Genomic DNA, 24169 nt, shown 5'->3' on the forward strand with positions numbered 1-24169 from the left:
CGGAAAAAAACCACGCTTAAGGCAATCGTCTTTGCCTTTGGCGCACTCCCGTTGTTGCCTTTGACAGGTGTTGCGGCAGAACCCGTTCCATCTGCAAAACCCGGCACGGTCAATCCAACAACGGCTTCCGCGGTCCAGAAGGTGGCCGGAATTCCAATTCCGGCTGAAAAGCGGGCCGTACCGGAGGGGTATCAACCGTCCAAGCCTAAGCTCGTGTTGCGTGGCAGTCAGCCCGCCAAGGACTATTTTGGCTATGTGGACGGTCCTGCCCCTTTGAAAGCCCGCGCCATTGGCTCCTATGCAAAGGGATGTCTTGCCGGCGGGTCCATGCTGCCAACCGATGGACCGACTTGGCAAGCAATGCGTCTGTCACGCAACCGCAACTGGGGCCATCCGGAGTTAATCGATTTTCTCAAAGATCTTGCCAAGGACGCACCGGGCCTTGGCTGGAACGGACTTCTCGTGGGTGACCTTGCACAGCCGCGCGGCGGGCCCATGGTGTCAGGACATGCCAGCCACCAGATTGGCCTGGATGCCGACATCTGGTTGACCGAAATGCCGCAGCGCCGGCTGACGCCCGAAGAGCGGGAACAGATTTCTGCGATCTCCATGCTGAAAGGCCGGCTTGATGTGAAAGGCGCGGACCGCAGAGTCGATCCGAAGAAATGGACCGATATACATGCACGGCTGATCCGGCGCGCAGCATCAGACAAACGGGTTGCCCGGATCTTCGTGAACCCGACCATCAAAAAGGCACTATGCGAGTTTGAAACCAGCCGCAACCGGGCCTGGCTTCGCAAGGTGCGCCCATGGTGGGGACATCACTACCACTTCCATGTGCGGCTCTCCTGCCCGTCTGGAAGCGGCGGCTGCAAAAACCAAAACCCGCCGCCGCCGGGCGATGGCTGCGGTGAACACCTGACCTACTGGCTCTCCGATGAGCCTTGGGTTCCAAAGAACCCGCCCAAAGCCGGTGAAAAACCGAAAATCGTTAAGAAACGACCGATGGCCTTGGCAGCGTTACCAACGGCCTGTCAAAGTGTTCTGACTGCGAACTGATAGGGGCAGAATGCTCCCCTTCAAACGTCCGGACTGTCCAAACCGGGCGTGACGATTTTCGTCAAGAAAACCAGATCCAGCCAGCGGCCGAACTTTGTTCCAGCCTCCGGTAACCTGCCGGCGATTTCAAATCCAAGCTTTTTGTGAAGAGCAATTGATGCGGTGTTGTCTCCATCGACCACCCCGACAAGCACATGCACCTCTTGCGCCTGCGCTTTATCGATGAGCTGTTGCAAAAGCTTTGCCCCGATCCCCTGCCCTTGGAAATCTGGATCAACATAGACTGTGTGTTCGAGGGTCTTGCGATAGCCTTCCCGCGGGCGAAACGCTCCATAGCTGGCAAAGCCAATCAGTTTGTCTTCCGGGCTGGTCGCGACGATGACCGGCCAGCCTGCGTTCTGACGCGTTTCGAACCAGGTGATGCGTTCATCCAGCGTTTCTTCTTGTGACGTCCAAGCCGCTGTTGTTTCCCGGACGGCCTGATTATAAAGCGCAAGAATCGCCGGTATATCGCCCGGCTCGGCATCTCTGAGTGGCATAAAACGATCATCTTTTTGTAAAGGCGCACGGCAGAATACCGACGGCCACATGTTTCGTTGTTGATCGTACTGGTCGAGCGGAAATTACGCAATAATGTCAGGCATCCGCGGCCAATACGCGCACCTTGAATGAAGTGCTGAGCCTGAAAACAGAACCCAGCACAATTATTCCTTCGCTTTTCCGCAGCAACGCGCCGCAATCCTCTGGTAGAAACGGGATTGCGGTGGTAAATGGGCGCCATGACGACGAAGACGCTTTCCAACATCCGCAATTTCTCAATCGTTGCCCACATCGATCACGGCAAATCGACGCTTGCTGACCGGCTGATCCAGATGACAGGCACTGTGACCGATCGGGAAATGACCGAACAGCTCCTCGATTCCATGGACATCGAGCGCGAGCGGGGCATCACGATCAAGGCACAGACCGTGCGCTTGATCTACAATGCCAAGGACGGTCAGCAGTATATTCTGAACCTGATTGACACTCCGGGCCACGTCGACTTTGCGTATGAGGTTTCGCGGTCACTTGCAGCGTGCGAGGGCTCGCTTCTGGTGGTCGATGCGTCCCAGGGCGTGGAAGCGCAAACCCTTGCAAACGTGTATCAGGCAATCGAAAACGACCATGAAATCGTTCCTGTCCTGAACAAGGTTGACCTGCCTGCGGCCGAACCAGAACGGATCCAGGAACAGATTGAAGATGTCATCGGCATCGATGCCTCTGAAGCCTGCATGATCTCGGCAAAAACGGGTCTTGGTGTTGACACGGTTCTGGAAGCCATCGTTGCAAAACTTCCTGCGCCGGAAGGCGATCCGGACGACACGCTGAAGGCCATGCTGGTCGACAGCTGGTATGACACCTATCTCGGCGTTATGGTTCTCGTTAGGGTCATCAATGGTTCTCTCAAAAAGGGCCAGAAGATCAAGATGATGGGCACCGGCGCTGCCTATGACGTGGACCGGGTCGGCGTCATGACACCGAAATTTTTGCAGGTCGACGAGCTTAAGGCCGGCGAGATCGGTGTTATTACCGGGTCCATCAAGGAAGTGGCCGACACACGCGTCGGCGACACCATCACCCTTGAGAAAAAACCTTGCACCGAGGCGCTCCCCGGCTTCAAACCGGCTCAGCCTGTGGTCTTCTGCGGTCTCTTCCCTGTTGATGCCAACGACTTTGAAGATCTGCGGGCTGCCATGGGCAAGCTTCGTCTCAACGACGCCAGCTTCTCTTTTGAAATGGAAACATCGGCGGCACTCGGCTTCGGCTTCCGGTGTGGCTTCCTGGGGCTGCTGCACCTGGAAATCATTCAGGAACGCTTGTCCCGTGAATTCAATCTCGATCTGATCGCGACAGCGCCATCGGTGGTCTACCAAATGACCATGACCGACGGTACCGACATTGATCTGCATAACCCGGCCGACATGCCGGAAGTGGTGAAGATCTCTGAAATCCGCGAGCCATGGATCCGCGCCTCCATCATGACGCCGGACGACTATCTCGGCGGCATTTTGAAACTGTGCCAGGAGCGGCGCGGCATCCAGGTGGATCTATCTTATGTCGGCAGCCGCGCGCTGGTTGCTTACGATCTGCCGCTCAACGAAGTTGTTTTCGACTTTTACGACCGGCTGAAGTCGATTTCCAAGGGCTACGCATCCTTCGACTACCAGATCTCCGACTATCGGGCTGGAGACCTCGTCAAGATGTCGATCCTCGTCAATGACGAACCGGTCGACGCATTGTCAGTCCTGGTGCATCGGTCTCAGGCGGAGCGACGTGGCCGGGCGATGGTGGAAAAGCTGAAAGAGCTAATCCCGCGGCATATGTTCAAGATCCCGATCCAGGCTGCGATCGGGGGCAAGGTGATTGCCCGTGAAACCCTGTCTGCACTGCGAAAGGATGTGACCGCGAAGTGTTACGGCGGCGATGCCACCCGTAAGCGGAAGCTTCTGGAAAAGCAGAAGGCGGGCAAGAAGAAGATGCGCCAGTTCGGCAAGGTGGAAATTCCGCAAGAGGCCTTTATTCAAGCCCTCAAGATGGATGAGTGAGTAGTTTCTGTACCGCTTGCCTGTAAAAGACAACACACAGAAACGGCGCCGGGTTTTCACCCAGGCGCCGTTTTCTATTCCAGTGATTAAACCGACCGGCCATGGCCGATCAGAAGTCTAGAGGCCGGTTCGAAAACCGGCCGGTTGGCTTAGCGCCGGTTGAACGGCAAATCTGCCAGTTCACGCGGGCTCATGCGCTGGATTGCCGGGTGCGCCAGCGGGTCGCGGCGGTCAAAGCTGTTTCCAGATTGAGCAGTCAAATGACGGCGTTTGAACAAATTCAACATGATCTTTATTTTCCTTCTTGTTGTTTTTCTCATGGCCAAATTCGTTAATTCTTGAATTTAGCATGACTATATATAGGCGCATATTTTCCATATAAAAATCGACTTATTCTGATTTTCAGTTTAGTTTTTCTAATATGAAAACACTCAATCAAGTGCATTTGTCCGGCCTACGCGCCGTGGAAGCCGTGGGGCGCCTGGGCTCAGTGAAAGCAGCAGCAGACATGCTCGGCGTTACGGTCGGGGCGGTCAGCCAGCAGATCCAGAAAACAGAAGCCCAGCTTGGCGTTCAGCTGTTCGAGCGGAAAAACAGACTGCTTGTCCCGACCCCGCACCTACAGGCAATGCAGCCCCATCTGACGTCCGGAATCTCTTCCTTCTCAACGGCCGTTGCCATCACACAGCGTGGCCGCGAGGATGCATTGACGATTTCCGTCGCACCGGTATTTGCGGGTAAGTGGCTTGTCTGGCACCTGAAACATTTCAACAAATTGCACCCGGGCATTCGGGTGCGGGTGGAGGCAACCGTCGATCTGGCGGACCCGAACACAAGCGATGTCGACCTTTGTATCCGCGTGGGCCACGGCCCCTATCCGGACGTGAATGCAGAAAAGCTACTCAATCAGAGGGTCTTCCCAGTCTGTAGCCCGGCACTGGCGGAACAGATCAAGCGCCCTGAAGACATTAGCAAGCTGCCCATCATTCGCGACCCTGGCCAGATGTTTACCTGGAAGACTTGGCTGGACCTCTTTGACCTTGATGAAAGCATACTTCAGGACGGTCCGAGTTTTTCCGACGGCTCTTTATGCATGGACGCTGCAATCGCGGGCCAAGGAGTTTTTCTTGCCTGGGAAACACTAGCCGTTTACGCCGTCAATTCCGGGCAGGTGATCGCGCCGTTTCCTGAACGGCCAGCCACAGGTCTCGGATATTGGCTGATCAGCGGCAAGAATGTGCCGCGGACACGAGCAAAGGATGCATTCGGTTCATGGCTCACGAGCGAATTACAGCGATCAATCGGCCGTCCCAAGGGAAGCGATGTGGCCCCGGCGCAACGCCAGGGCCCAGACTGATCCCCCGCATACGTTTCTTCTTGTTTTGATCAAGCATCCGCTTATGCTTGCCGAATGAATTATCTGGCCCACACCGACGCGGCTGCTTGCCATTTATGCGCTTCCGTTGCCGACGCCTCGGGGACGCGGCGGTTTGCCGAGTGCCAGGGCCCTGCTTGCGGGCGATTTATGCGCTGACGCGCCAGATTTCTCCAGCGCGAACATCATCCTTGGGGCTCTCGCAATAAAGCGTTCGAAGCCGTGGCATTGTGCGCCATTATTCGCTAAAAGACCCCAACTTTCTGTTTCGAAGACACCGCGCACCGCGCGCGAACCGACCTGAGCACGCATGTCCAATCTCGATACTCTTGAATCCGAACTCCTCGCAGCCATTGAAAAAGCCGGTTCCGAATCCGCCTTGGAAGAAGTGCGGGTCGCTGCGCTTGGCAAGAAGGGCAGCATCTCCGAGCAAATGAAGACGCTTGGAAAGATGACGCCGGAAGAACGCCAGGTGATGGGCCCGGCGCTGAATGGCCTCAAGGCGAAAATCACTGATGCCGTCTCGGCCCGCAAAGACGTTCTCGCGGAAGCCGCGCTAGAAGCCCGGCTGGCGAGCGAGACAGTCGATGTCACGTTGCCGATGCGGCCGTCCCCGACCGACACCGGACGCATTCACCCGGTCAGCCAGGTCATCGACGAACTGACCGCAATTTTCGCCGATATGGGCTTTTCGATTGCGGAAGGTCCGGACATTGAGACGGATGAACTCAACTTCACGGCGCTCAATTTTCCGGAAGGCCACCCTGCCCGGGAAATGCACGACACCTTCTTCTTCAATGAAAAGGAAGACGGTGAGCGCCTGCTTTTGAGAACCCACACGTCGCCTGTTCAGATTCGCACCATGCGTACCGAGGAACCGCCGATCCGTGTGATCATTCCCGGCCGGACCTACCGCTGCGACAGCGACCAGACCCATACGCCGATGTTCCACCAGGTCGAAGGCCTCGTGATCGACAAGGAAAGCCACCTTGGTCACCTGAAGTGGATCCTGGAAGAGTTCTGCAAGGCGTTCTTCGAAGTCGACGATATCAAGATGCGTCTGCGCCCGAGTTTCTTCCCGTTCACCGAGCCTTCCATGGAGATCGACATTCAGTGCGACAGGTCCGGCGGCGAAGTCAAAATCGGTCAGGGCGATGATTGGCTGGAAATTCTCGGCTGCGGAATGGTGCATCCGAACGTGATCCGCAACTGCGGACTGGATCCGGATGTCTACCAGGGTTTCGCCTGGGGCATGGGCATCGACCGTATCGCCATGCTTAAATATGGTATGCCCGATCTGCGCGCGTTCTTTGATGCAGATGTCCGCTGGATCCAGCACTATGGTTTCCGGCCGCTCGACTTGCCGACCCTGTTCGGCGGGCTGTCCAGCTAACTTGGGATCTTTAAAGGGGCATTCTTCATGTCAGTCCTGACCCGTCTTTGTGTCGCAACTGTTTTGATTGTCGCAAGCCTTCTGCCGGCGGCCGCACAAACAGCAAGCCAAACGTCTGATCGTGACGCGCGCGTTGCTGCACCCACTTCGTTCCTGGAGGCCTGTGCCGAGAAGATCGAAGAACGTGGCCGACTTCGTTTCTGTGACACCTATTTTCGCGACAAGCTCGGGACCGAGGCCGATGCACTGCTTTACCTCAGAGACCGGATCACACGTCTGCGGGCCTCTCACGAGACCAGTTCTGCCGACAAGTACGAGAGCTTTCTGCAGGCGATTTATATTGTGGCGTTCCTGACGATCGCCTCGATCGTGCTGATCGCAAGTGAGCGCCGTATTGGCGGCACAGCAAAGTGGGCAAGCCTGACAAGCACGGCGGCTTTGCTAGTGATGGTGATCATCGTTGCAATGGGCTGGCTCGGTAAATACCGGGCTGAATATGCTGCGCAAGTCGAGCTTGGCATCTTGCGCGACCGGATCGAAACGGAAGCTGCCCAATCGATTGCAACGGGTCAGCAAATCACACCGGCAATGGTGACCGACTGGACCCGCGACTTGTCCGCAATCGGGCGCCGGTTTGCGGAGAATTACGGCGAAGCAACGGTCATTCCCGAAGTGGACCGATTCAACCAGTAATCGCTTCTTGAACGAAATTCGCGGCCCTCGCCGCATGATTGATAAAGAGACTTGTTATGAAATTCACTCTGTCCTGGCTCAAGGACTATCTGGACACGGATGCCAGCCTTGAGGACATCTTGGACCGCTTGAACATGATCGGCCTTGAGGTGGAAGAGGTTACGAACCGTGCCGACCGCCTCAAGCCTTTCAAGATCGCGAAAGTCCTGGAAGCTGAACAACATCCGAACGCAGACCGTCTGCGCGTATTGAAGGTAGATACCGGTGACGGCGAGCCGGTTCAGGTTGTTTGTGGCGCCCCGAACGCGCGTGCGGGCCTTGTTGGTGTCCTCGGAAAACCTGGCGACTACGTGCCCGGCCTGGATGTAACGCTGTCTGTCGGCAAGATCCGCGATGTGGAAAGCTTCGGCATGATGTGCTCGGAGCGCGAGTTGGAGTTGTCCGACGAGCATGACGGCATCATCGATCTGCCGGACGATGCCCCGGTTGGTGTGAACTATGCCGAATGGGCAGGACTGGACGAACCTGTGATCGAGATCGGCCTGACTCCGAACCGTCCGGATTGTACCGGCGTTTACGGAATTGCCCGTGATCTCGCGGCCGCTGGACTCGGTAAGCTGAAGGAACGGTCTCACGAGCAGATCCGCGGCGCTTACCCCTGCCCGGTCGATGTTAAGTTCGACTTCGGCGACACCAAGCCGATGTGCAAGGCTTTCGGCCTGCGGATGGTCAAAGGCGTCAAGAACGGCCCGTCACCGCAATGGCTTCAGGATCGGTTGACAGCGATCGGCTTGCGTCCAATCAACATCCTGGTCGACATCACCAACTACATCACCTTCGATCAGGGCCGCCCGCTTCACGTTTTCGATGCGGATAAGGTGCACGGCAACCTGGTTGTGCGCCGAGGTCAGGCTGGCGAGAAGATCGACGGCCTCAATGCAAAATCCTATGACGTCGACGGCACAGTTTGCGTGATCGCGGATGACAATGGCGTGGAGAGCCTTGGAGGCATCCTGGGCGGCGAGCCTTCCGGCTGTACAGAGGATACGGCCAACGTTCTGATAGAATCGGCACTTTGGGACGAAGACGGCATCGCGGCCACCGGCCGGAAATTGGGCGTCAACACCGACGCACGCTACCGCTTTGAGCGCGGTGTGGATCCGGACTACATGATGCCAGGCCTCGAATATGCAACCCGCTTGGTGCTGGACCTGTGCGGAGGTGAGCCATCTGAAACCATTCGGACTGGTGACATCCCGGACAGCACCAACATCATCGACTTCCCGTATTCCGAGATCAAACGGCTGTCGGGCATCGACCTCGCACCGGCTGAGGCAAATGTGACTCTGAAGGCCCTCGGTTTCTGGATTTCCGGGTCCGGAGACACTGTTAAAGTGGCCGCACCCAGCTGGCGCCCGGATATTGAAGGCAAGGCTGATCTGGTTGAGGAAGTCACGCGGATCGTTGGATTGGATCGGGTTCCGTCAACACCTCTGCCACGCTTGGGCACAGTCGCTAAAACCGTGCTCACACCGGGCCAGATCCGCCGCAACAAGACACGCCGTGCGCTGGCCGCACGCGGGTTCAACGAATCCGTCACATGGTCCTTCATTCCGAAGGAGCATGCTGTTCTTTTCGGCGGTGGCAACGAAACGCTCGCTTTGGCCAATCCGATCTCACCGGAGATGTCGGACATGCGTCCAAGCCTGCTGCCTGGTCTTTTCATGGCAGCGCAGCGCAATGCCGATCGTGGCTATGGTGATGTGGCCCTTTTCGAAATCGGCCAGGTCTTCGAGTCAGATACCCCAGAGGGACAAAAGATCGTGGCTGCTGGCGTGCGCCGCGGAACAGCAAAATTGTCCGGAAGCGGGCGGCATTGGTTCGGCACTTCAGACGCTGTCGATGTCTTTGATGCCAAGGCCGATGCGGAAGCAGCGCTGGCTGCCATTGGTGCTCCGGTCGACAAGCTCCAGGTATTCACCGATGCACCGGATACGTTTCACCCGGGCCGTTCCGGGTGTTTGAAGCTTGGTCCGAAAAACACGCTTGCCGTATTTGGGGAAGTCCATCCGCGAATTCTGCAGAAGATGGACATTGAGGGTCCGCTTGTCGCGTTCGAAATCCATCTTGATGCTTTGCCGCAGCCAAAAGCCAAGGCAGGCCGCTCAAAGGGATCCCTGAATGCGTCTGATCTGATGCCGGTTCGCCGCGATTTTGCGTTCCTCGTCGATAGCGCTGTCACCGCCGACAAGATCCTCAAGGCTGCCCGCGGGGCTGACAAGAGCCTTATCGAAGACATTTCACTCTTCGATATCTACGAGGGAACCGGTGTTCCAGAAGGTCAAAAGTCGGTTGCGATCGATGTGGTTCTTCAGCCGCGCAAAAAGACGCTGACGGATGAAGAAATCGATGCGGTTTCCAAAAAGGTGATCGCCAATGTCGAGAAAGCGACCGGCGGCACACTTCGCGGCTAAGGAAAAGAAGCGCTGCCGCGCGTTTGTTTGAGCGGCAGCGCAAATCGTTTGGCTCCGGTCTTACGGGACTGAAAACGGTGTAATGCTTTCGCAACGTTTCACCGAGCACTTCTTCTTGTCCTTTGTGGGAATGAAGTCGGTTTTCGCATACTCGTTGACCTGACAAGATCCACGATCATTGACGTAACGGTCGAATGTATTCGGACCGGTATTCATCAGGACCGCGCCGCGCTGAGCAATCAAGGACTGCGCTTGCGCGCAAGTCAATGATGTGGAATTTGCGCGCCGGCTCTGTGCATCTGCCGGAAGGGTCAGGATTGCTGTTGCGACCAACGCTGTAACCGCGGGAACGGCCCGGGACCAAAACCGCTTAGATGTACTTCTGAATTGCCGTGCCATGGGCGCCTCCTCAAAATCAAGATGAAACAACAATGGCGCCGTGGCCAATCAGATCAAGTTGAAACACTGCGTCAATTTTAACCGTTCTGCCACTGAGTGAAAGCATGTTTGGTAGCTGGCGCACACAAGCCTGCGTGAAGACAGGCGGGCGAGAATCGCCTATGGGTTGATGCCTTTCTTGGGTTAGGACGTTCCATGCTCACCTCCATCACGCGCACCAAAGACTTCTCTCTTCTTGCGGATATTGCTAAGACACCGGAGCTCGAACGCGTCCAAGCGTTGACCAATATTCTTCAGGAAATACCGCGCGTTATGGATATTCTCCAATGCATCAAGGACCTCCAGATCCGCGACGGCTGGCTTGTATCGGGCGGCATTTACCAGACCATCTGGAACGTCATCACAGACCGGCCTTTAGATCACGGGATAAAGGACTACGACGTCATCTATTTCGATGGACGCGACCTTACTTACGAAGGCGAAGATGCGGTGATCCAGCAGGTGCAGTCCGCACTTCCGGACCTTGGAGAGCTCGTGGAAGTACGCAATCAGGCCCGTGTCCATCTCTGGTATGAACAGAGATTCGGAAGACCCTACAGGCCGCTTGACTGTGCGATGGATTCGCTGACGACTTACGCCGCGCGTACCCATGCCGTTGCTGCGCAACTCGGTAAGGACGATCAGATTTGCATTCACGCGCCATTTGGACTTGCAAACATTTTCGCGATGCGGCTGGTCCCAAACTACAGACAGCCCAATCAGGAAACCTACGCGGAGAAGGCTGCACGAATGAAGGCGCTATGGCCTGAGCTTGACGTTATCCCATGGGATGTATCAGCAGCATCAGGCTAACAGCAGAATTATCCCAAGCGCCGCGTCTCTCGCAACGGAATGCCCTCAAGTACCGGCGATGACGGTTCGACTTTCTCGGCCGCAATCATGCGGGCTCTGACCAAACCGCGGACAGAGTTTCCGACAAACACCGCCTCGGCTCTTTCCAAATCTTCCGGCGTCAGATCAGCCTCAACCGCATAGCCGGCCTCCAGCAACCCCTCACGAAACGTTCCCGGTAATACGCCGTGTTCCAGCGCCGGTGTCAGCAGCTTGCCGTCGATTTTTAGGAACAGTGTTGTATAGGACCCTTCCGTGAGATATCCGCTCTCATTCAAGAAAATAACTTCCTGGCACCCTGTTTCGGCTTGATACCGGATGCGGGTCTCGTCGTAGAAGGATCGGTTGGTCGTTTTGTGATAGAGGAACCGGTCACTCGACCGTGTGGTTTCTGTTGCGAGCATCAGATTAAAGACAGATCCGCGGTCTGCCGGCGGCAACTCGGTTGCCGAGACGGAAATGTCGCCTGAACGGCTCAACAACAGCCGGACACGCTGCGGGCCGCGATAGATTTCGCCGGCGGTCTCCAGGCGATCCAGAACTGTCTGGAGGTCAAACTGAAACCCGAAGTATTCTGCGGACTTTTGCAGCCGCTGCATATGACGCTCAAGCAGCAGGTACCCAACATCTGGATCATACGCCATGGTCTCGATGAGATCGAACTCCGGCAGATCTTCCGTCATGAATTTCAATTTCAATGCGCATTCGTCGTATTCGGGACGTGCCTTGGAATCGAACACAACGCCGGATCCCGTCCCAATTTCTCCCGTGCCATCCTGCCGTAATACCAACGTCCGAATTGCCACGTTCAGGCAGAAATCTCCGGTTGGTGTGAGAAATCCGATCGAGCCGGTATAAACCCCACGTGGTGCTGTTTCGAGGTTGTGAGCGATCTGCATTGCGCTCAGTTTTGGCGCGCCCGTGATCGAGCCACACGGAAACAAATGCCGGATGATATCGGCAAATCCGGTCGTTGCTGGAACTTGCGCTTCAATTGTCGACGTCATCTGCTGGACACTCTGGTACCGTTCGACGTCGCAAAGCTTGGTGACTTGGACTGTCCCTGTTTCTGCGATCCTGGACAGATCGTTGCGCATCAGATCGACAATCATGATGTTCTCTGATCGCTGCTTGGGATCCTGGGCAAGGTCCCGTGCAATGCGAGCGTCTTCGGATGCGAACCTGCCACGCGGCTCTGTGCCTTTCATGGGCCGTGTCCGTAGCGTCGTTCCGGTGCGCTCCAAGAAAAGCTCCGGTGACAATGACAATGCCGTCCGGTCTTCCAGCTTCATAAAAGCTGCAAACTCCACCGGCTGACGCTTCAGAAGATCCTGGAACAAAAGCTCCGGCGCACCTTGATGACCAAACCTCGCCCGGAGTGTCAGATTGACCTGATAGATATCCCCTTTTGAAAGGTGATCCTGGACCTGAGAAAACACATTTTCATAGTCTGCTATCGCCATATCAAAAGATGGCTTGCTAACGTTTCTTGGAGCGTCTGCGGTGTCCGCGTTCAGGACTGCAAATGCCTCATCGAGAGTGAGGTCCTGGCGCTCTTCATACAGACCGAACCAAAGGAGCGGTTCGCCGGTTTCTTCAAAGCGCGTTTTGAGTTTTTCCTCAAATGCATAACCAAGTTCATACGCCAGATAACCGGCGCAATGGTATCCGTCCTGTTGCGCGCGCTCCAGCTGCCTTAAGCAACCGTCAACCTCTTCCAAGCGCGAACATGTCACCACGTCGACCGGCGTTTCGAACAAGGTCGCCGTCCGGCGCTTCAAAACGTCGAGCAGCAAAACTGATCCGGTTTTCATGGTGCGCGATGACATCCGTTGCCGCCGAGGTTCGAGAGGGTGGCTTATTCCGTCAATTAGACCGAACTGAGCGAGGGCCAACGGTCCGTAAGAGGCGGCAGATTGCACTCATGCGTCATGTGGTCAAGTCTTTCGTCCCGGAAATACGAAAATGGCCGGCAAAACTCTTTGCCGGCCATCTGATTGTTTCACACGCAACTGAACATGAGCCGCTGCAGTCAGACCAAAACAGTCCAATGCGGTTTAAGCCGCGGCAACGTCCTTCAAGAAGGTATCAATCGCCCGCTTCACGTCATCAGCTTCTTCGTTGAGCATCTGGGTTGCATCGACCATCAAGCGCGCCGAGGCGCCCGTACGTTCTGCCGATTCCCGAACATCGCCAATGTTGGTCGCCACCCGGCCGGTGCCGTCAGCAGCTTCCGCAACATTGCGCGAGATCTCCTGTGTGGCACCGCCTTGCTGCTCAACCGCGGCTGCGATGGCCGCCGTGTAGCTGTTGACCTCATCCATGGTGGACGCGATCGCCCCAATGGACTCAACGGCACCTTTGGTTTCCTCCTGGATGGCAGAAATCTGAGCGCCAATTTCTTCCGTTGCTTTGGACGTCTGAGTTGCCAGTTCTTTGACTTCAGCCGCAACAACAGCAAAGCCTTTGCCCGCTTCGCCGGCACGTGCGGCCTCGATCGTGGCATTGAGCGCCAGCAAGTTTGTTTGCTCGGCGATCGCCTGAATTAGGGTCACAACCTCGCCAATCCGGTTCGCAGCTTCCGCAAGCCCAGCAACTTTCTGGTTGCTGGTCTGTGCGTTTTCTGTCGCCTTCATCACGATGCCGGTCGTCTGTTCAACCTGACGCGAAATCTCACTGATCGAACTGCTCAGCTCTTCAGCAGCTGAGGCAACCGTCTGAACATTGGACGAAGCCGTCTCGGAGGCATCAGAAACAGAAGTGGCGCGAACCGTCGTGTCTTCGGCAATTTGGCCGAGCTCCTGAGCTGAGCCCCGCATCTCTTCGACTTTCGCAGTTACCCCGTTCAGCTTTGTAGCAATCTCCGACTGGAACTGCCCGATACGTTCCGTAATTGCAACCTGCTTGGCGCGCTCAATTTCGGCGCGTTCCTCGTCCTGCGTTTGCAGCGACTGGGTTTCAGCCTGCGCGGCCTCGGCTTCCTCGCGTGCTTCATCTGATGCTGCGAATGCTTTTGCGATGAAGTTGGTAATCCACCAGAGCGCCGCCACCTCGGCAACAACGATGATGGCATGGAAGACAACCCGGCCGAAGTCAGCCCCCGCCGGAAACACCGCCCAAGGCATTGCAAAGTTCAAACCCAGGTGATGCACGGCAACTACGCCCGCGTATGCTACAAGAGCGCGCCAGTCGACCCAACCCGTCAACACCGCAAGAACGGCAAAGAAGTACATGTGCCCATCAAGTTGGTAGGAGGCTTCGACATTCGGTGTGTGAAGTGCTGCAACGAACAGGGCCGCCAATCCAGCGAGCGACATGGCGGTTGCCAATCGCGTTTCCACGCCGATACCAAACTTGACCCAGGTAGCTGTTGCTGCAACGCCTAGCAGAAGCGCACCGCCGCACATGGTCACGAAAGAGACATTCCCCACGACCCATGCCGTTCCGATGACCATAAAGACGTTAAACCATGTGAAAAAAATCACGATCCGGGAGAACTTTTCCCGCAAGACATCCAGGCCAGATACGGCCGATACCATGTTATTCATTACTGGGTCTCCATGGGTGTGCCAGTTATTCGTGCACAGGCATAGGCAACGGCAGAGGACGCAACAAATCCGGCCCCCGACTGATAAAGGCGCTGAACAAAATCACTGTCTGCGCTTTGGCTCAAAGCGAACCAGGTTGCAGTTGGCGCGGCCATGATCCGACCGTCCGCTTTCGCGACAACCTCAAGGGCGGACGCCCCCCATGGTTTCGCAAACACGACGACTGGACCATTTCCTGATGGCACCAATGTCCCGAGCAGCACGATCAAACAGCTTCCCAGGAAGTAAAGGGCCACAAAGCGCTTTGTGGAATTGCTCAACTTTTCGCCAAATCAACACTACGACTTGGTGTAATTATCCTTGCGGCAATTTAATAAAACCTGAAATTTTGGAACTTTTTGTCTGGGCACAAACGTCGGATTTTCACCGCTTCCAAGCGCCTTGTAACAATTGACGGCGGCCTGACAAATTCATCAGGCCGTCTGGAAATCACGGGATACTGAATTCGGACTGTGGTCCGTCCGGAACCAGCCCTATTTTGCGGGCGAGAGGCCGGTCGGACACGCAACGCCGGTTCCACCGATCCCGCAATATCCGCCCGGATTTTTCGCAAGATATTGCTGATGGTAGTCTTCGGCGAAGTAAAACTCGTCGAGTTTTTTAGTTTCAGTCGTGATCGCGTTCTTGATCCCGCTCTCATGCAGCGCTTGCTGATACGCTGCCATGGATGCATTGGCTTCACTCAACGCCGCGTCTGTCGGCACGTAAATCGCCGAGCGGTACTGGGTGCCGGTATCATTTCCCTGCCTCATGCCTTGTGTCGGGTCGTGATTTTCCCAGAAGACCTTCAACAGATCTCCAAGGCTGACCTGAGCGGGATCATAAACGACCAGTACAGCCTCCGTGTGGCCTGTCCGGCCGGTGCAGGTTTCATGATAGGTTGGGTTGGGTGTGACCCCGCCTGCATAGCCGACGGCTGTCACGTGAACACCGGGCAACGTCCAAAACAGGCGTTCAGCGCCCCAGAAGCAGCCCATCCCGAAAAGAACAGTTTCCAACCCTTCCGGATACGGACCCATCATCGAATTTCCATTCACGAAATGCGCCTCTCCCGGCGCGATGGCTTCCGCGCGGCCTGGAAGTGCCTCTGCAGAGGTCGGAAGTGAGAACTTTTTGCTCAACATAGTCATGAAAGACATGATCACGCTCCAGGTTTTTGACAACAGGAGTATGCACCTGCGATCCGGCGCAAATGAATACCGGTTGACCGATTATGTGGATCTATTTTGCAGCTTGTCTACGGGCAGAGCCTAATGCTTGTCGAAGCTCACACGTCTTGAAGTTTCAAGCATACCGAAAACGGCGTTTTTGCCGACGGGCGCCCATGAGCAAGAACAGCACCCCGACACCCGCAAAGACGGCCCATGCCGGCCACGTCAAGACTGTTTGAAGCATCGGATCCCAAACAATTGGATGGACATACCTCTGAATCACAGCTTGAGACAGATTTAGCGTTTCCGGTGACATTTCGAACCAAAGCTGCCCGAGCGGCTTGAACATGATTTGCGATTCTGCGATCGAACGGCTTGCGTCCGCAATGCCAACAACAATCGCAATTGCAAGCAACCCGAAACCCAACACCCGTAATAAAAACTTCAAAATACTTATCATTGCCGTACCGTCATGTCTCTACTTCAACAGCCCCACCCCAACTTCTGAATAATAATTTTGGTTTTTACGATTGAGGAGCCCGGACCTTCCCGGGTAGACTTGAGATATTATCGTTAATTTCTTGATCAAGTATTGTCAGCTAACACTTTTGTGTTTTCCGCTCGAGCCGACGTGTCCCTAAAGGCGAAGTGACCGGAATTATCGGGACACCGAAATTCCTTAGATCAAAACAGTTCGGTTGCAAAAACCAATTCACATAGGTGAAGCGCCTACTTCCTGCGAAAACTTTCGACTTTATCGCTCCAAAAACCGGATAATCGAACCCGCATTTTTCGGTATAAATTCAAACATTTCACTGTGTTCAAATCAGCTATCCCTAAGCTCCGACCAATTGGATAAAAAAAACTTCATCAGGTGCTTGCCTTCATCCGCCGCATCAGTATATTGCGCCCACTCAAGCGGGACACTGCTTGCAACGGACAGGTGGCCGAGTGGCTGAAGGCGCACGCCTGGAACGCGTGTATACGGGCAACCGTATCGAGGGTTCGAATCCCTCTCTGTCCGCCATTACTCTGTATTTGCCCGAAACAGCTTGAAACAAATTTCGCTGAACCGCTAGGCTTCCTGCTGGTTCGCGTTGCATGCTGTTGCATCTTGTCACTCCCAATGCCAATATTATTGATGGGTGTAATAAAGGGTGCGACATGCCAAAGGCAGCTCGAGAGCTAACTCCGCTGGAAGTCAAGCGCCTTAAAAATTCTGGCAGAGGCGGAAATGAGCTGCATTTTGTCGGTGGCGTTTCCGGTCTAGCTATTCAACTTCTTTCAAGCGGCGGCAAGACATGGATTTTGCGGACCACGGTCGGATACAAAAGGCGTGACATCGGCCTAGGTGGGTATCCTGATGTTTCACTTGCCCAAGCCCGTGAAAGAGCGAGAGAAACCAAGGAACTCATTCGACAAGGTGTTGATCCGATTGAGCATCGAAAATCTCTGCAGTCTCAATTGGTCGCCTCGCAAATGCGTGGTTTGAGCTTTTCCGATGCCGTTGATCGCTACTTATCTGTTAAGTCGGCGGAACTTCGCAACGAAAAGCATAAAGAGCAGTGGGCCAGCACGCTTCAAACATATGCCCTACCGCACCTTGGGAAGATGCTTGTCGACAATATTACAACACAAGACATACTCCTTGTACTTCAACCTATTTGGACCGATAAGACCGAAACTGCGTCCCGGTTGCGTGGGCGCATTGAGGCGGTGCTTTCCTGGTCAACTGTGAGCGGACATCGGACGGGAGAAAATCCGGCCCGATGGGCAGGAAACCTAAAGGAGCTCCTGCCCTCGCCAAGCAAAATCGCCAAATCTGGCAATTGGCCGGCAATCGCACTCGTTGAAGCCGACAGCTGGTTTGAGGGCCTACGCCTACGCGACGGAACAGCAGCGCGCGCTCTGGAATTTCTGGCCTTGTGCGCGTCGAGGTCGGGTGAAGTCAGAAAAGCGACTTGGTCCGAGATCGATCACAAACAGAAAACGTGGGTAATTCCCGGTGAGCGGATGAAGGTGGGCAAAGATCATCGGGTTCCCCTATCAGCGACCGCACTGGCACTCTTGGACGCACTGCCAAAACGCGAAGATTCACCTTTCATTTTTCCGGCTCCGCGGGGAGGCCCTCTTTCAGATATGGCCCTTTCTGCGGTGATGCGGCGCATGCACAGCGTAGAATTAGACAACGGCAGACCAGGCTGGCGAGATCCAAGAAATGGACATCCGGCTGTTCCGCATGGACTGAGGTCAACGTTTAGAGATTGGGCTGCGGAGTCCGGTTTTGCGCGAGATATGGCAGAAATTGCACTTTCTCACAGTGTCGGCAGCGAAGTGGAACGTGCATATCGACGCTCTGACCTGATTGAACGTCGACGGGGCATGATGTCGGCTTGGGCAGAATTTCTGCGCGGAGCAACTGCGTCAAATATCGTTCATTGGGAGATGCGCGGATGAACGATTGGGATCCTTTTCAAGATCTTGACTATGATCCCGCTGAAAAATTCTTCGAAGAAGGCTGGGATGTGAACCCAGAGCGCCCTCCGCCACAAGCGAAGAGGGTTTGGACAGTTGTCAAAAAACACTTTCCAGAAATCACCTATGAAACGGAATGTCGTCATGGAATGACAGCCGTCGATATGGTTATTTCCTATGACGACAGCGTCACGTACGAATGCTCACATTGTGCAGTTTGGCAAGCTCTGCAAAAAGATTCGGACGCTGGCCCTTCCAATTCATACACAGAGAAGCAAAGTCCCTCATCCGTCATCCGCAAAAAGCTGAAGGCAATTGAAACTGGCAACATTCAACTGTGGCAAGAAGCCGTCCGAGAAACGACTTTACCAGTACAGGTAGTTGAGGCCGATGCAGAGGAGGCGCTTGATATCACCGGCTGGACGCTGGGTGAGACGACTCAACTCGCTATCGGGCCGGTCAACAAACAATCCAACGATCTTTGGGAGCGGATGCAAACTGTGCTCACAAAAGCATTGGAATTGTCTCGCAAAGGTGGTCGTCCTTCTGCCCCACATCGGGACGACGCAGTCCGGGCAGCAATTGAGCTTTGGGAATGCTTAAGCGGAGAAATAGCCGTTCAACCACCGCACAAGGCGGGGACATCTGAACGAACGAGTCCGATGGTCGAATTTGCCTGTGAAGTCATTGAAGTTTATTCAAATTTTGGAATGAAAGGCGCCGTATCTGTCAATTCCGGCGCATTCTGGAACCGCATCCTGCCGGCAAAAAAATAGATAAGTGAAGTTTCTGGGGCGGACATGGCGCTCCCATATCCACATTTTGTCCGCATTCGAAACAAGGAATGTGGAACATGAACATCACATATCTTTCCGACCAGGATCTTGCTGTTCGTTGGGGTATCGCCCGTCCAACTGTTTGGCGTTGGCACCGCGAAAATCTGTCTTTCCCGCGCTGCGTGAAGCTAACCCCAGGCTGCTCACGATGGAAACTATCGGACATCGAACAATGGGAAGCCTCTAGGGCGACGACATAGCAGGCCAATTCGATCCACCCAATTTCAATTCGATAAACAGAACTGCTGGCCCGTACATGGGGCGGCTGTCAAACCTAGGGAATGGTCGGTTTCATGACGGCAGCGTTCCCGGCGTGCTTTGGCACGTTTCGCTATACTGTGGGGCGCCGCAAACTAGCAACCCTGGCTCGAAAGCTCCGAAGGGTGCGGCCGCGGGATTACCAGATCCCAGCGAATTAGTAGGGAGCAATCTTGCGGCACTGGTCTTGAGATCGCGAGAACCCTAACGGCGGCCCGGCTCCGACGGACAAGATCGTTCAAGGGTATGGAGACGAAAGCTCTCTTCCGGGCTTTCGTCGCTCTATACCCCTGCAAGCAACCCTCACCAACAGACAAAGAGAAGTTATACTTCTACAGATACAGAGTTCGTTGAGAATATAGACGGGGTCAGGACAGATGGGAAAATCATGCCCCCCACCATAGGTTCTTTCTGGACCCCACCCCCTGCGGGGCGGTTGCAGCGTATCATTTGAATGTTTTTTGGAAAATTAATTTGCCGTTTCCGATTCCTGTTTGAAGATCTTAACAGATTGAAATTCATACCTTTTGGGTATCGCAACAGGAAATCACACCCATAAATTAGGAAATGAAGCATCCCGCTTTTTCTTAAAATTTTTTTCCCACTCCGGACTACAGTTCTTTCTTATGTTCGCCGACCAAAAAGAACGGCTGACTTTCTAAAAAAGTCTTCACTCAAAGACTCCACCCTCCTAGATTGCAATCGGGAAATTTGATTCAAGGGATACGACCGTGATTACCGGTGAGCTGCGTAGCAAGATTGACAGTGTTTGGAATGCATTTTGGGCGGGTGGGATCGCTAATCCGCTCGAGGTGATCGAACAGATTACATACCTCTTGTTCATGCGCGGCCTGGACGACATTCAAACGCTGGAGGAGCGCAAGGCGACCCGCTTTGACAAGCCTGTCGAAAGGGTGATTTTTCCAGACGGAAACGATCCGCGCGACCGCCCTTATTCTGATCTCAGATGGTCTCGCTTCAAGGACAAGGCCCCTGCGGAAATGTTCGAGATCGTTTCCGAGCACGTCTTCCCATTCCTGCGCGAACTCGCAGGCAACGACACCGCCCATGCCGAGCACATGAAAGGCGCGCGTTTCACGATCCCGACACCGGCTCTCTTGGCGAAAGTCGTCGATCTTTTGAGCGAGATCCCAATGGAGGACCGCGACACAAAGGGCGACCTCTATGAATACATGCTGGCGAAAATCGCCTCGGCCGGACAGAACGGCCAGTTCCGTACGCCGCGCCACATCATCCAGTTGATGGTGGAACTGACCAGGCCAACACCGAAGGATACGATCTGCGACCCGGCCGCCGGCACCGCAGGCTTTCTGGTTGCCGCTGGAGAGTACCTGCGCGAGAAAAACCCAGAACTCTTCCGCGATGAGGACCTGCGCAAGCACTTCCATGAGGGCATGTTCCACGGCTACGACTTTGACGCCACCATGCTGCGCATTGGCTCGATGAACATGCAGCTCCACGGCATCGAGGGCGGCGACATCCGTTACAAGGACTCCCTCGCAGAAGATCACGCCGGCGACACCGATGCCTATTCGCTGATCCTCGCCAACCCGCCTTTCGCCGGATCGCTCGACTATGAGACGACGGCCAAGGATCTTTTGAAGATCGTCAAGACGAAGAAAACCGAACTTCTGTTCATGGCGCTGTTTTTGAAGCTGCTGAAGCCCGGTGGCCGCGCGGCGGTGATCGTGCCCGACGGCGTGCTCTTCGGCTCCTCCAAGGCGCACAAGGAGTTGCGGCGCATGCTAGTTGAGGATCACAAGCTGGACGGCATCATCAAGCTGCCCTCGGGCGTCTTCAAACCTTATGCCGGTGTTTCGACGGCAATCGTGCTGTTCACCAAGACCAATTCCGGCGGTACGCATCACGTCTGGTTCTATGATGTTCAGGCAGACGGGCTCAGCCTCGACGACAAACGCCAGTTTTTGCTGGATGCGGAAAAGCTTGGTCCCGTACCCGAGGTCGCACTGAGCGCGGAGGAGCACACCAAAAACAACCTGCCGGACCTGCTGGCCCGCTGGTGGGAGAAAGATGGCGCAGAGCTGAAACGTGCGCGCACCCAGCAGAGCTTCTGTGTGCCCAAGGCCGATATCGCGGCGGCCGGCTACGATCTGTCCATCAACCGCTACAAGGAAGTGGTGCATGAGACGGTCGATCACCGCCCTCCGCAGGAGATCATCGCCGAGCTGAAGTTACTGGAAGCCGAGATTACCGCCGGCCTTGATGAACTGGAGGCGATGCTGTGAGCCTTTGCCGCGAGCCCATCGGTGACTATGTCGAGCGAATAACCACATGGTCGCCCGCAAAATCAAACATTGCCTCATTTCAGTATATCGATCTGAGCTCCGTCAGCCAGGACGAAAAGTCGATTGTCGGCGCGAACGTTATGCCTACTTCGGAAGCACCTAGCCGTGCTCGCCAGATCGTCCAGGCAGGCGATGTTCTTGTTTCAACCGTTCGACCAAATTTGAATGGCGTAGCTCATGTGCCACCACAATTCGACGGATGCACTGCCTCAACAGGGTTTTGCGTGCTTCGTCCACGCGAGGGGAGGTTATCAGGACGATACCTCTACCACTGGGTCCGCTCATCTTTGTTCGTGAAAGACATGGTGGGGAAGTCGACTGGTGCCAGCTATCCCGCAGTTAGCGACAAGATCGTTAAAGCCTCATCGATCCCCCTCCCGCCGCTCGACGAGCAGCGACGGATCTCGGCGATCCTGGACAAGGCAGACAGCTTGCGGCAAAAGCGCAAACAAGCCATCGCCCTGCTCGACAGTCTCACCCAGTCGATCTTTCTGGAGATGTTCGGGGATCCGGTCAGCAATCCGAAGGGATGGCCCCAAAACAATTCACTCTCGGATATTGCCGACATCGCGTCCGGTATTACCAAGGGACGGAAGTTACGAGGTGAACCCACAAGAACCGTGCCGTACCTCGCTGTTGCGAATGTTCAAGATAAGACGCTTAAGCTTGATATTGTGAAGACTATCGAAGCCACCGAAGCTGAGATTGGGCGATATCGGCTTCAGGTTGACGACTTGCTGCTGACTGAAGGTGGCGATCCCGATAAACTCGGCAGAGGCAGTCTTTGGAGAGGCGAGTTGCATGAAGCAATTCACCAAAACCACATTTTCCGTGTTCGACTGACTTCAAACAACGTTCACCCACTCTACGCGATGTGGTTGATCGGCAGCGATTACGGAAAACGCTATTTTCTGAAGTCGGCAAAGCAAACCACCGGGATTGCGTCCATCAACAAGACGCAATTGTCAAATTTACCATTTCTGCTTCCTCCAAAGAAATTGCAACAAGAATTCGCCGACCAAGCTCAGGCAGTAAAAACAAAACTGGACAAGCTGTTAACCTGTGAAGATTTGACGAACTCTCTATTTTCGTCTCTCCAACACCGCGCCTTTTCAGGAGAACTCTGATGAACGGGGAGCTCTTACATGTTTGGCCGCAAACTTGGGTCGAGATCTGGTCCAAATTAAAAAAGGCACGCAACGCACCGAAGGACCTCTATATCGAGTTGATACGGCAGCTTGTTCCAGCACCAATCGAGCCCGAAGTGCCTGCAGCTCCGCCTGCAGCAGCTTTCAACGAAAACGGCGAGCTGATAGACCCCGAATATCTTCGAATTCGCGATGCCTACCATCAATCCCATGCGGAGTTTGATCAGCGCCGAATGTCACGAGAAAACGCCCTATCTGGTGACGACACACAAGCCTACTTCAAGAATGCTCTGACTTCGGTGACAACAGAGGAGGATGCTGTTGCATTTCTGGAAAAAGCGTATGGAACGCTAGAAACGTTCGACGAAGAAGCGGAGCTTAAAGCGAAATTTCGAGAATTGGTCTTGGACTTCCTGTCAAAGTTCAGCTTGCGATACGAACTCCGGGACGAATTTTCGCTCAATCCGACAATCGCGGGAGTATTCGTAAAGATGCTGGCGGAGGTCAAACGGCTCACTGCTGGTGATGATCATATCAACGAGCTATTGGCCGAATTTGACGACGCATTTGCCGATTTGAAGATTGCGCGGACGCCGGCACGCATGAAGACGTGCCTGCAGAAGCAGTACAACTTGCTCGAGGCAATCGGGGCAACATATCCGGGCGTTGAAGCGGAGACATTGGGAGCAATGTGCGATCAACTCGACTGGCCCCATGCAACAATCAAGGAAGTCGGCAAGAAGCTCTATGGGTTTGGTTCAAACTATCCTGGGCTTCGACACGGCGGCCGGCGTAGAGCGGCTCTGCGGCCTTTGGACATGAAGGACTTTGTCAGCATCTCTTTGATGCTTGCGGCTTTCACGCCATACGTGATTGCCGAGCTGGAGCCTGATCGGTGCTATACGGGGTGAACCCAAACTCTTCAAATTGGGATCCATCGACAGTGTTGATTTGAAAGAAAATGCCATGACAGTTGGAACCTACACACTGACGCTCCCGGGTCCGATGTTGCGTCGTGGTTTTTGGCTTTATGTCTGGCGGATCATTGTGCCGGATGGGCGCGAGCTGCTTTATGTTGGCCGCACCGGGGACAATTCCAGTCCACATGCCTCACCCGTCTACATCCGAATGGGCCAGCATCTCGGCAGTGCCAAGAACACGAACGCATTGCGAAAGCATCTGACTGAGCACGGCATCGCGCCGGAAGATTGCGTTGAGTTCGATATGGTCGCGCATGGTCCGATCTACGCTGAAGTCGAGAAGCCGGCTGACTATAATCACGACGACAAGGAAATCCGCGCGACTTTGATGAAACAGCATCTGCCGATCCGCGATATCGTCGGCGCCATGGAGAAGCGTCTCGCGGACGACCTTAGTGCCGCCAACTATGTGGTCATGAACGAGGTGAAGTGGAAGCCCACCATCTCCGACGAAGACTGGCACCCGATCCGGACCGCCTTTGCCGAAAAATTTCCGAAGCTGAAAATGATTTGAAAA

Annotated in this window: 22 protein-coding genes and 1 tRNA gene; 15 read left to right on the forward strand and 8 right to left on the reverse strand. The window is 54.9% G+C overall.

Annotation, left to right across the window (positions count from 1 at the left end):
• The first annotated feature begins 54 nt into the window (after nucleotides 1–54).
• The gene (gene mepA, locus SADFL11_RS14815) at nucleotides 55–1059 is read left to right on the forward strand and encodes a penicillin-insensitive murein endopeptidase (protein ID WP_407690691.1); all 1005 of its coding nucleotides are present in this window, start codon (nucleotides 55–57) and stop codon (nucleotides 1057–1059) included.
• 20 nt (nucleotides 1060–1079) lie between these two features.
• On the opposite strand, the gene SADFL11_RS14820 is transcribed toward mepA, so the two are convergent.
• Nucleotides 1080–1598, reverse strand: a complete 519-nt coding sequence (locus SADFL11_RS14820; RefSeq protein WP_040451405.1) for a GNAT family N-acetyltransferase — start codon at nucleotides 1596–1598, stop codon at nucleotides 1080–1082.
• A 240-nt stretch (nucleotides 1599–1838) separates the two neighbouring features.
• Between SADFL11_RS14820 and lepA the strand changes: the two genes are divergently transcribed.
• Nucleotides 1839–3644, forward strand: coding sequence for a translation elongation factor 4 (gene lepA, locus SADFL11_RS14825; protein WP_040452801.1), 1806 nt, complete (start codon nucleotides 1839–1841; stop codon nucleotides 3642–3644).
• Between the two features lie 149 nt (nucleotides 3645–3793).
• Here lepA and SADFL11_RS25315 read toward each other — a convergent pair whose 3' ends face one another.
• Nucleotides 3794–3931, reverse strand: a complete 138-nt coding sequence (locus tag SADFL11_RS25315) for a hypothetical protein (RefSeq protein ID WP_167578991.1) — start codon at nucleotides 3929–3931, stop codon at nucleotides 3794–3796.
• Between the two features lie 134 nt (nucleotides 3932–4065).
• On the opposite strand from SADFL11_RS25315, the gene SADFL11_RS14830 reads away from it, so the two are divergent.
• From SADFL11_RS14830 to pheT, 4 genes are all read left to right on the forward strand, one after another.
• Nucleotides 4066–5001, forward strand: a complete 936-nt coding sequence (locus SADFL11_RS14830; protein WP_008196439.1) for a LysR substrate-binding domain-containing protein — start codon at nucleotides 4066–4068, stop codon at nucleotides 4999–5001.
• A gap of 328 nt (nucleotides 5002–5329) precedes the next feature.
• Nucleotides 5330–6412 carry a phenylalanine--tRNA ligase subunit alpha gene (pheS, locus tag SADFL11_RS14835; RefSeq protein ID WP_008189980.1) on the forward strand — a complete coding sequence of 361 codons (1083 nt, stop codon included), beginning with the start codon at nucleotides 5330–5332 and terminating at the stop codon, nucleotides 6410–6412.
• 27 nt (nucleotides 6413–6439) lie between these two features.
• Entirely contained in the window at nucleotides 6440–7105 is a 666-nt protein-coding gene (locus SADFL11_RS14840) for a hypothetical protein (protein WP_008189410.1), read from the forward strand.
• Between the two features lie 56 nt (nucleotides 7106–7161).
• Nucleotides 7162–9579, forward strand: a complete 2418-nt coding sequence (pheT, locus tag SADFL11_RS14845; RefSeq protein ID WP_008194607.1) for a phenylalanine--tRNA ligase subunit beta — start codon at nucleotides 7162–7164, stop codon at nucleotides 9577–9579.
• A 60-nt stretch (nucleotides 9580–9639) separates the two neighbouring features.
• Here the strand turns inward: pheT and SADFL11_RS14850 are convergent, their stop codons facing one another.
• The gene (locus tag SADFL11_RS14850) at nucleotides 9640–9978 is read right to left on the reverse strand and encodes a hypothetical protein (RefSeq protein ID WP_134853038.1); all 339 of its coding nucleotides are present in this window, start codon (nucleotides 9976–9978) and stop codon (nucleotides 9640–9642) included.
• 195 nt (nucleotides 9979–10173) lie between these two features.
• Between SADFL11_RS14850 and SADFL11_RS14855 the strand changes: the two genes are divergently transcribed.
• Complete coding sequence (locus SADFL11_RS14855; RefSeq protein ID WP_008191378.1) at nucleotides 10174–10830, forward strand: nucleotidyltransferase family protein; 657 nt, start codon at nucleotides 10174–10176, stop codon at nucleotides 10828–10830.
• An 8-nt stretch (nucleotides 10831–10838) separates the two neighbouring features.
• On the opposite strand, the gene pabB is transcribed toward SADFL11_RS14855, so the two are convergent.
• From pabB to SADFL11_RS14880, 5 genes are all read right to left on the reverse strand, one after another.
• Complete coding sequence (gene pabB / locus SADFL11_RS14860; protein WP_008189837.1) at nucleotides 10839–12683, reverse strand: aminodeoxychorismate synthase component I; 1845 nt, start codon at nucleotides 12681–12683, stop codon at nucleotides 10839–10841.
• 243 nt (nucleotides 12684–12926) lie between these two features.
• The gene (locus SADFL11_RS14865) at nucleotides 12927–14417 is read right to left on the reverse strand and encodes a methyl-accepting chemotaxis protein (RefSeq protein ID WP_134853040.1); all 1491 of its coding nucleotides are present in this window, start codon (nucleotides 14415–14417) and stop codon (nucleotides 12927–12929) included.
• Complete coding sequence (locus tag SADFL11_RS14870) at nucleotides 14417–14737, reverse strand: hypothetical protein (protein WP_134853041.1); 321 nt, start codon at nucleotides 14735–14737, stop codon at nucleotides 14417–14419. The genes SADFL11_RS14865 and SADFL11_RS14870 overlap by 1 nt, the downstream gene beginning before the upstream one ends.
• 213 nt (nucleotides 14738–14950) lie before the next feature.
• Nucleotides 14951–15607 carry a peptide-methionine (S)-S-oxide reductase MsrA gene (gene msrA / locus SADFL11_RS14875; RefSeq protein WP_040452793.1) on the reverse strand — a complete coding sequence of 219 codons (657 nt, stop codon included), beginning with the start codon at nucleotides 15605–15607 and terminating at the stop codon, nucleotides 14951–14953.
• Between the two features lie 154 nt (nucleotides 15608–15761).
• Nucleotides 15762–16088 (reverse strand): hypothetical protein, encoded by a 327-nt coding sequence (locus SADFL11_RS14880; protein WP_040451402.1) that lies wholly within the window; start codon nucleotides 16086–16088, stop codon nucleotides 15762–15764.
• A 477-nt stretch (nucleotides 16089–16565) separates the two neighbouring features.
• Here SADFL11_RS14880 and SADFL11_RS14885 point away from each other — a divergent pair.
• The 8 genes from SADFL11_RS14885 to SADFL11_RS14920 all read left to right on the forward strand — a co-directional run bounded on the left by SADFL11_RS14885 (nucleotide 16566) and on the right by SADFL11_RS14920 (nucleotide 24166).
• Nucleotides 16566–16655, forward strand: a tRNA-Ser gene (locus tag SADFL11_RS14885).
• 74 nt (nucleotides 16656–16729) lie between these two features.
• Nucleotides 16730–18085, forward strand: coding sequence for a tyrosine-type recombinase/integrase (locus SADFL11_RS14890; protein ID WP_008190512.1), 1356 nt, complete (start codon nucleotides 16730–16732; stop codon nucleotides 18083–18085).
• Complete coding sequence (locus SADFL11_RS14895) at nucleotides 18082–18879, forward strand: hypothetical protein (RefSeq protein ID WP_008190091.1); 798 nt, start codon at nucleotides 18082–18084, stop codon at nucleotides 18877–18879. The genes SADFL11_RS14890 and SADFL11_RS14895 overlap by 4 nt, the downstream gene beginning before the upstream one ends.
• Nucleotides 18880–18956: 77 nt before the next feature.
• Nucleotides 18957–19139, forward strand: a complete 183-nt coding sequence (locus SADFL11_RS25860) for a helix-turn-helix transcriptional regulator (RefSeq protein ID WP_081450635.1) — start codon at nucleotides 18957–18959, stop codon at nucleotides 19137–19139.
• A gap of 789 nt (nucleotides 19140–19928) precedes the next feature.
• Entirely contained in the window at nucleotides 19929–21464 is a 1536-nt protein-coding gene (locus SADFL11_RS14905) for a type I restriction-modification system subunit M (RefSeq protein ID WP_008194275.1), read from the forward strand.
• Entirely contained in the window at nucleotides 21461–22651 is a 1191-nt protein-coding gene (locus SADFL11_RS14910; protein ID WP_134853043.1) for a restriction endonuclease subunit S, read from the forward strand. Before SADFL11_RS14905 ends, SADFL11_RS14910 begins: the two co-directional genes overlap by 4 nt.
• Nucleotides 22651–23583: a hypothetical protein gene (locus SADFL11_RS14915; RefSeq protein ID WP_040451398.1), complete on the forward strand. Its 933-nt coding sequence runs from the start codon at nucleotides 22651–22653 to the stop codon at nucleotides 23581–23583. The genes SADFL11_RS14910 and SADFL11_RS14915 overlap by 1 nt, the downstream gene beginning before the upstream one ends.
• A gap of 55 nt (nucleotides 23584–23638) precedes the next feature.
• Complete coding sequence (locus SADFL11_RS14920; protein WP_134853044.1) at nucleotides 23639–24166, forward strand: hypothetical protein; 528 nt, start codon at nucleotides 23639–23641, stop codon at nucleotides 24164–24166.
• The last annotated feature ends 3 nt before the right edge of the window (nucleotides 24167–24169 follow it).

This window comes from Roseibium alexandrii DFL-11 (assembly GCF_000158095.2).
Lineage (GTDB): Bacteria > Pseudomonadota > Alphaproteobacteria > Rhizobiales > Stappiaceae > Roseibium > Roseibium alexandrii.

Coding starts and splice junctions, on each gene's coding strand:
- SADFL11_RS14855 (WP_008191378.1), top strand. CDS start 10,174: ATGCTCACCTCCATCACGCGCACCAAAGACTTCTCTCTTCTTGCGGAT.
- SADFL11_RS14915 (WP_040451398.1), top strand. CDS start 22,651: ATGAACGGGGAGCTCTTACATGTTTGGCCGCAAACTTGGGTCGAGATC.
- msrA (WP_040452793.1), bottom strand. CDS start 15,607: ATGACTATGTTGAGCAAAAAGTTCTCACTTCCGACCTCTGCAGAGGCA.
- lepA (WP_040452801.1), top strand. CDS start 1,839: ATGACGACGAAGACGCTTTCCAACATCCGCAATTTCTCAATCGTTGCC.
- SADFL11_RS14840 (WP_008189410.1), top strand. CDS start 6,440: ATGTCAGTCCTGACCCGTCTTTGTGTCGCAACTGTTTTGATTGTCGCA.
- pabB (WP_008189837.1), bottom strand. CDS start 12,683: ATGAAAACCGGATCAGTTTTGCTGCTCGACGTTTTGAAGCGCCGGACG.
- SADFL11_RS14895 (WP_008190091.1), top strand. CDS start 18,082: ATGAACGATTGGGATCCTTTTCAAGATCTTGACTATGATCCCGCTGAA.
- SADFL11_RS14830 (WP_008196439.1), top strand. CDS start 4,066: ATGAAAACACTCAATCAAGTGCATTTGTCCGGCCTACGCGCCGTGGAA.
- SADFL11_RS14850 (WP_134853038.1), bottom strand. CDS start 9,978: ATGGCACGGCAATTCAGAAGTACATCTAAGCGGTTTTGGTCCCGGGCC.
- SADFL11_RS14865 (WP_134853040.1), bottom strand. CDS start 14,417: ATGAATAACATGGTATCGGCCGTATCTGGCCTGGATGTCTTGCGGGAA.
- SADFL11_RS14920 (WP_134853044.1), top strand. CDS start 23,639: ATGACAGTTGGAACCTACACACTGACGCTCCCGGGTCCGATGTTGCGT.
- SADFL11_RS25315 (WP_167578991.1), bottom strand. CDS start 3,931: ATGTTGAATTTGTTCAAACGCCGTCATTTGACTGCTCAATCTGGAAAC.
- pheT (WP_008194607.1), top strand. CDS start 7,162: ATGAAATTCACTCTGTCCTGGCTCAAGGACTATCTGGACACGGATGCC.
- SADFL11_RS25860 (WP_081450635.1), top strand. CDS start 18,957: ATGAACATCACATATCTTTCCGACCAGGATCTTGCTGTTCGTTGGGGT.
- SADFL11_RS14880 (WP_040451402.1), bottom strand. CDS start 16,088: ATGATAAGTATTTTGAAGTTTTTATTACGGGTGTTGGGTTTCGGGTTG.
- SADFL11_RS14890 (WP_008190512.1), top strand. CDS start 16,730: ATGCTGTTGCATCTTGTCACTCCCAATGCCAATATTATTGATGGGTGT.
- pheS (WP_008189980.1), top strand. CDS start 5,330: ATGTCCAATCTCGATACTCTTGAATCCGAACTCCTCGCAGCCATTGAA.
- SADFL11_RS14820 (WP_040451405.1), bottom strand. CDS start 1,598: ATGCCACTCAGAGATGCCGAGCCGGGCGATATACCGGCGATTCTTGCG.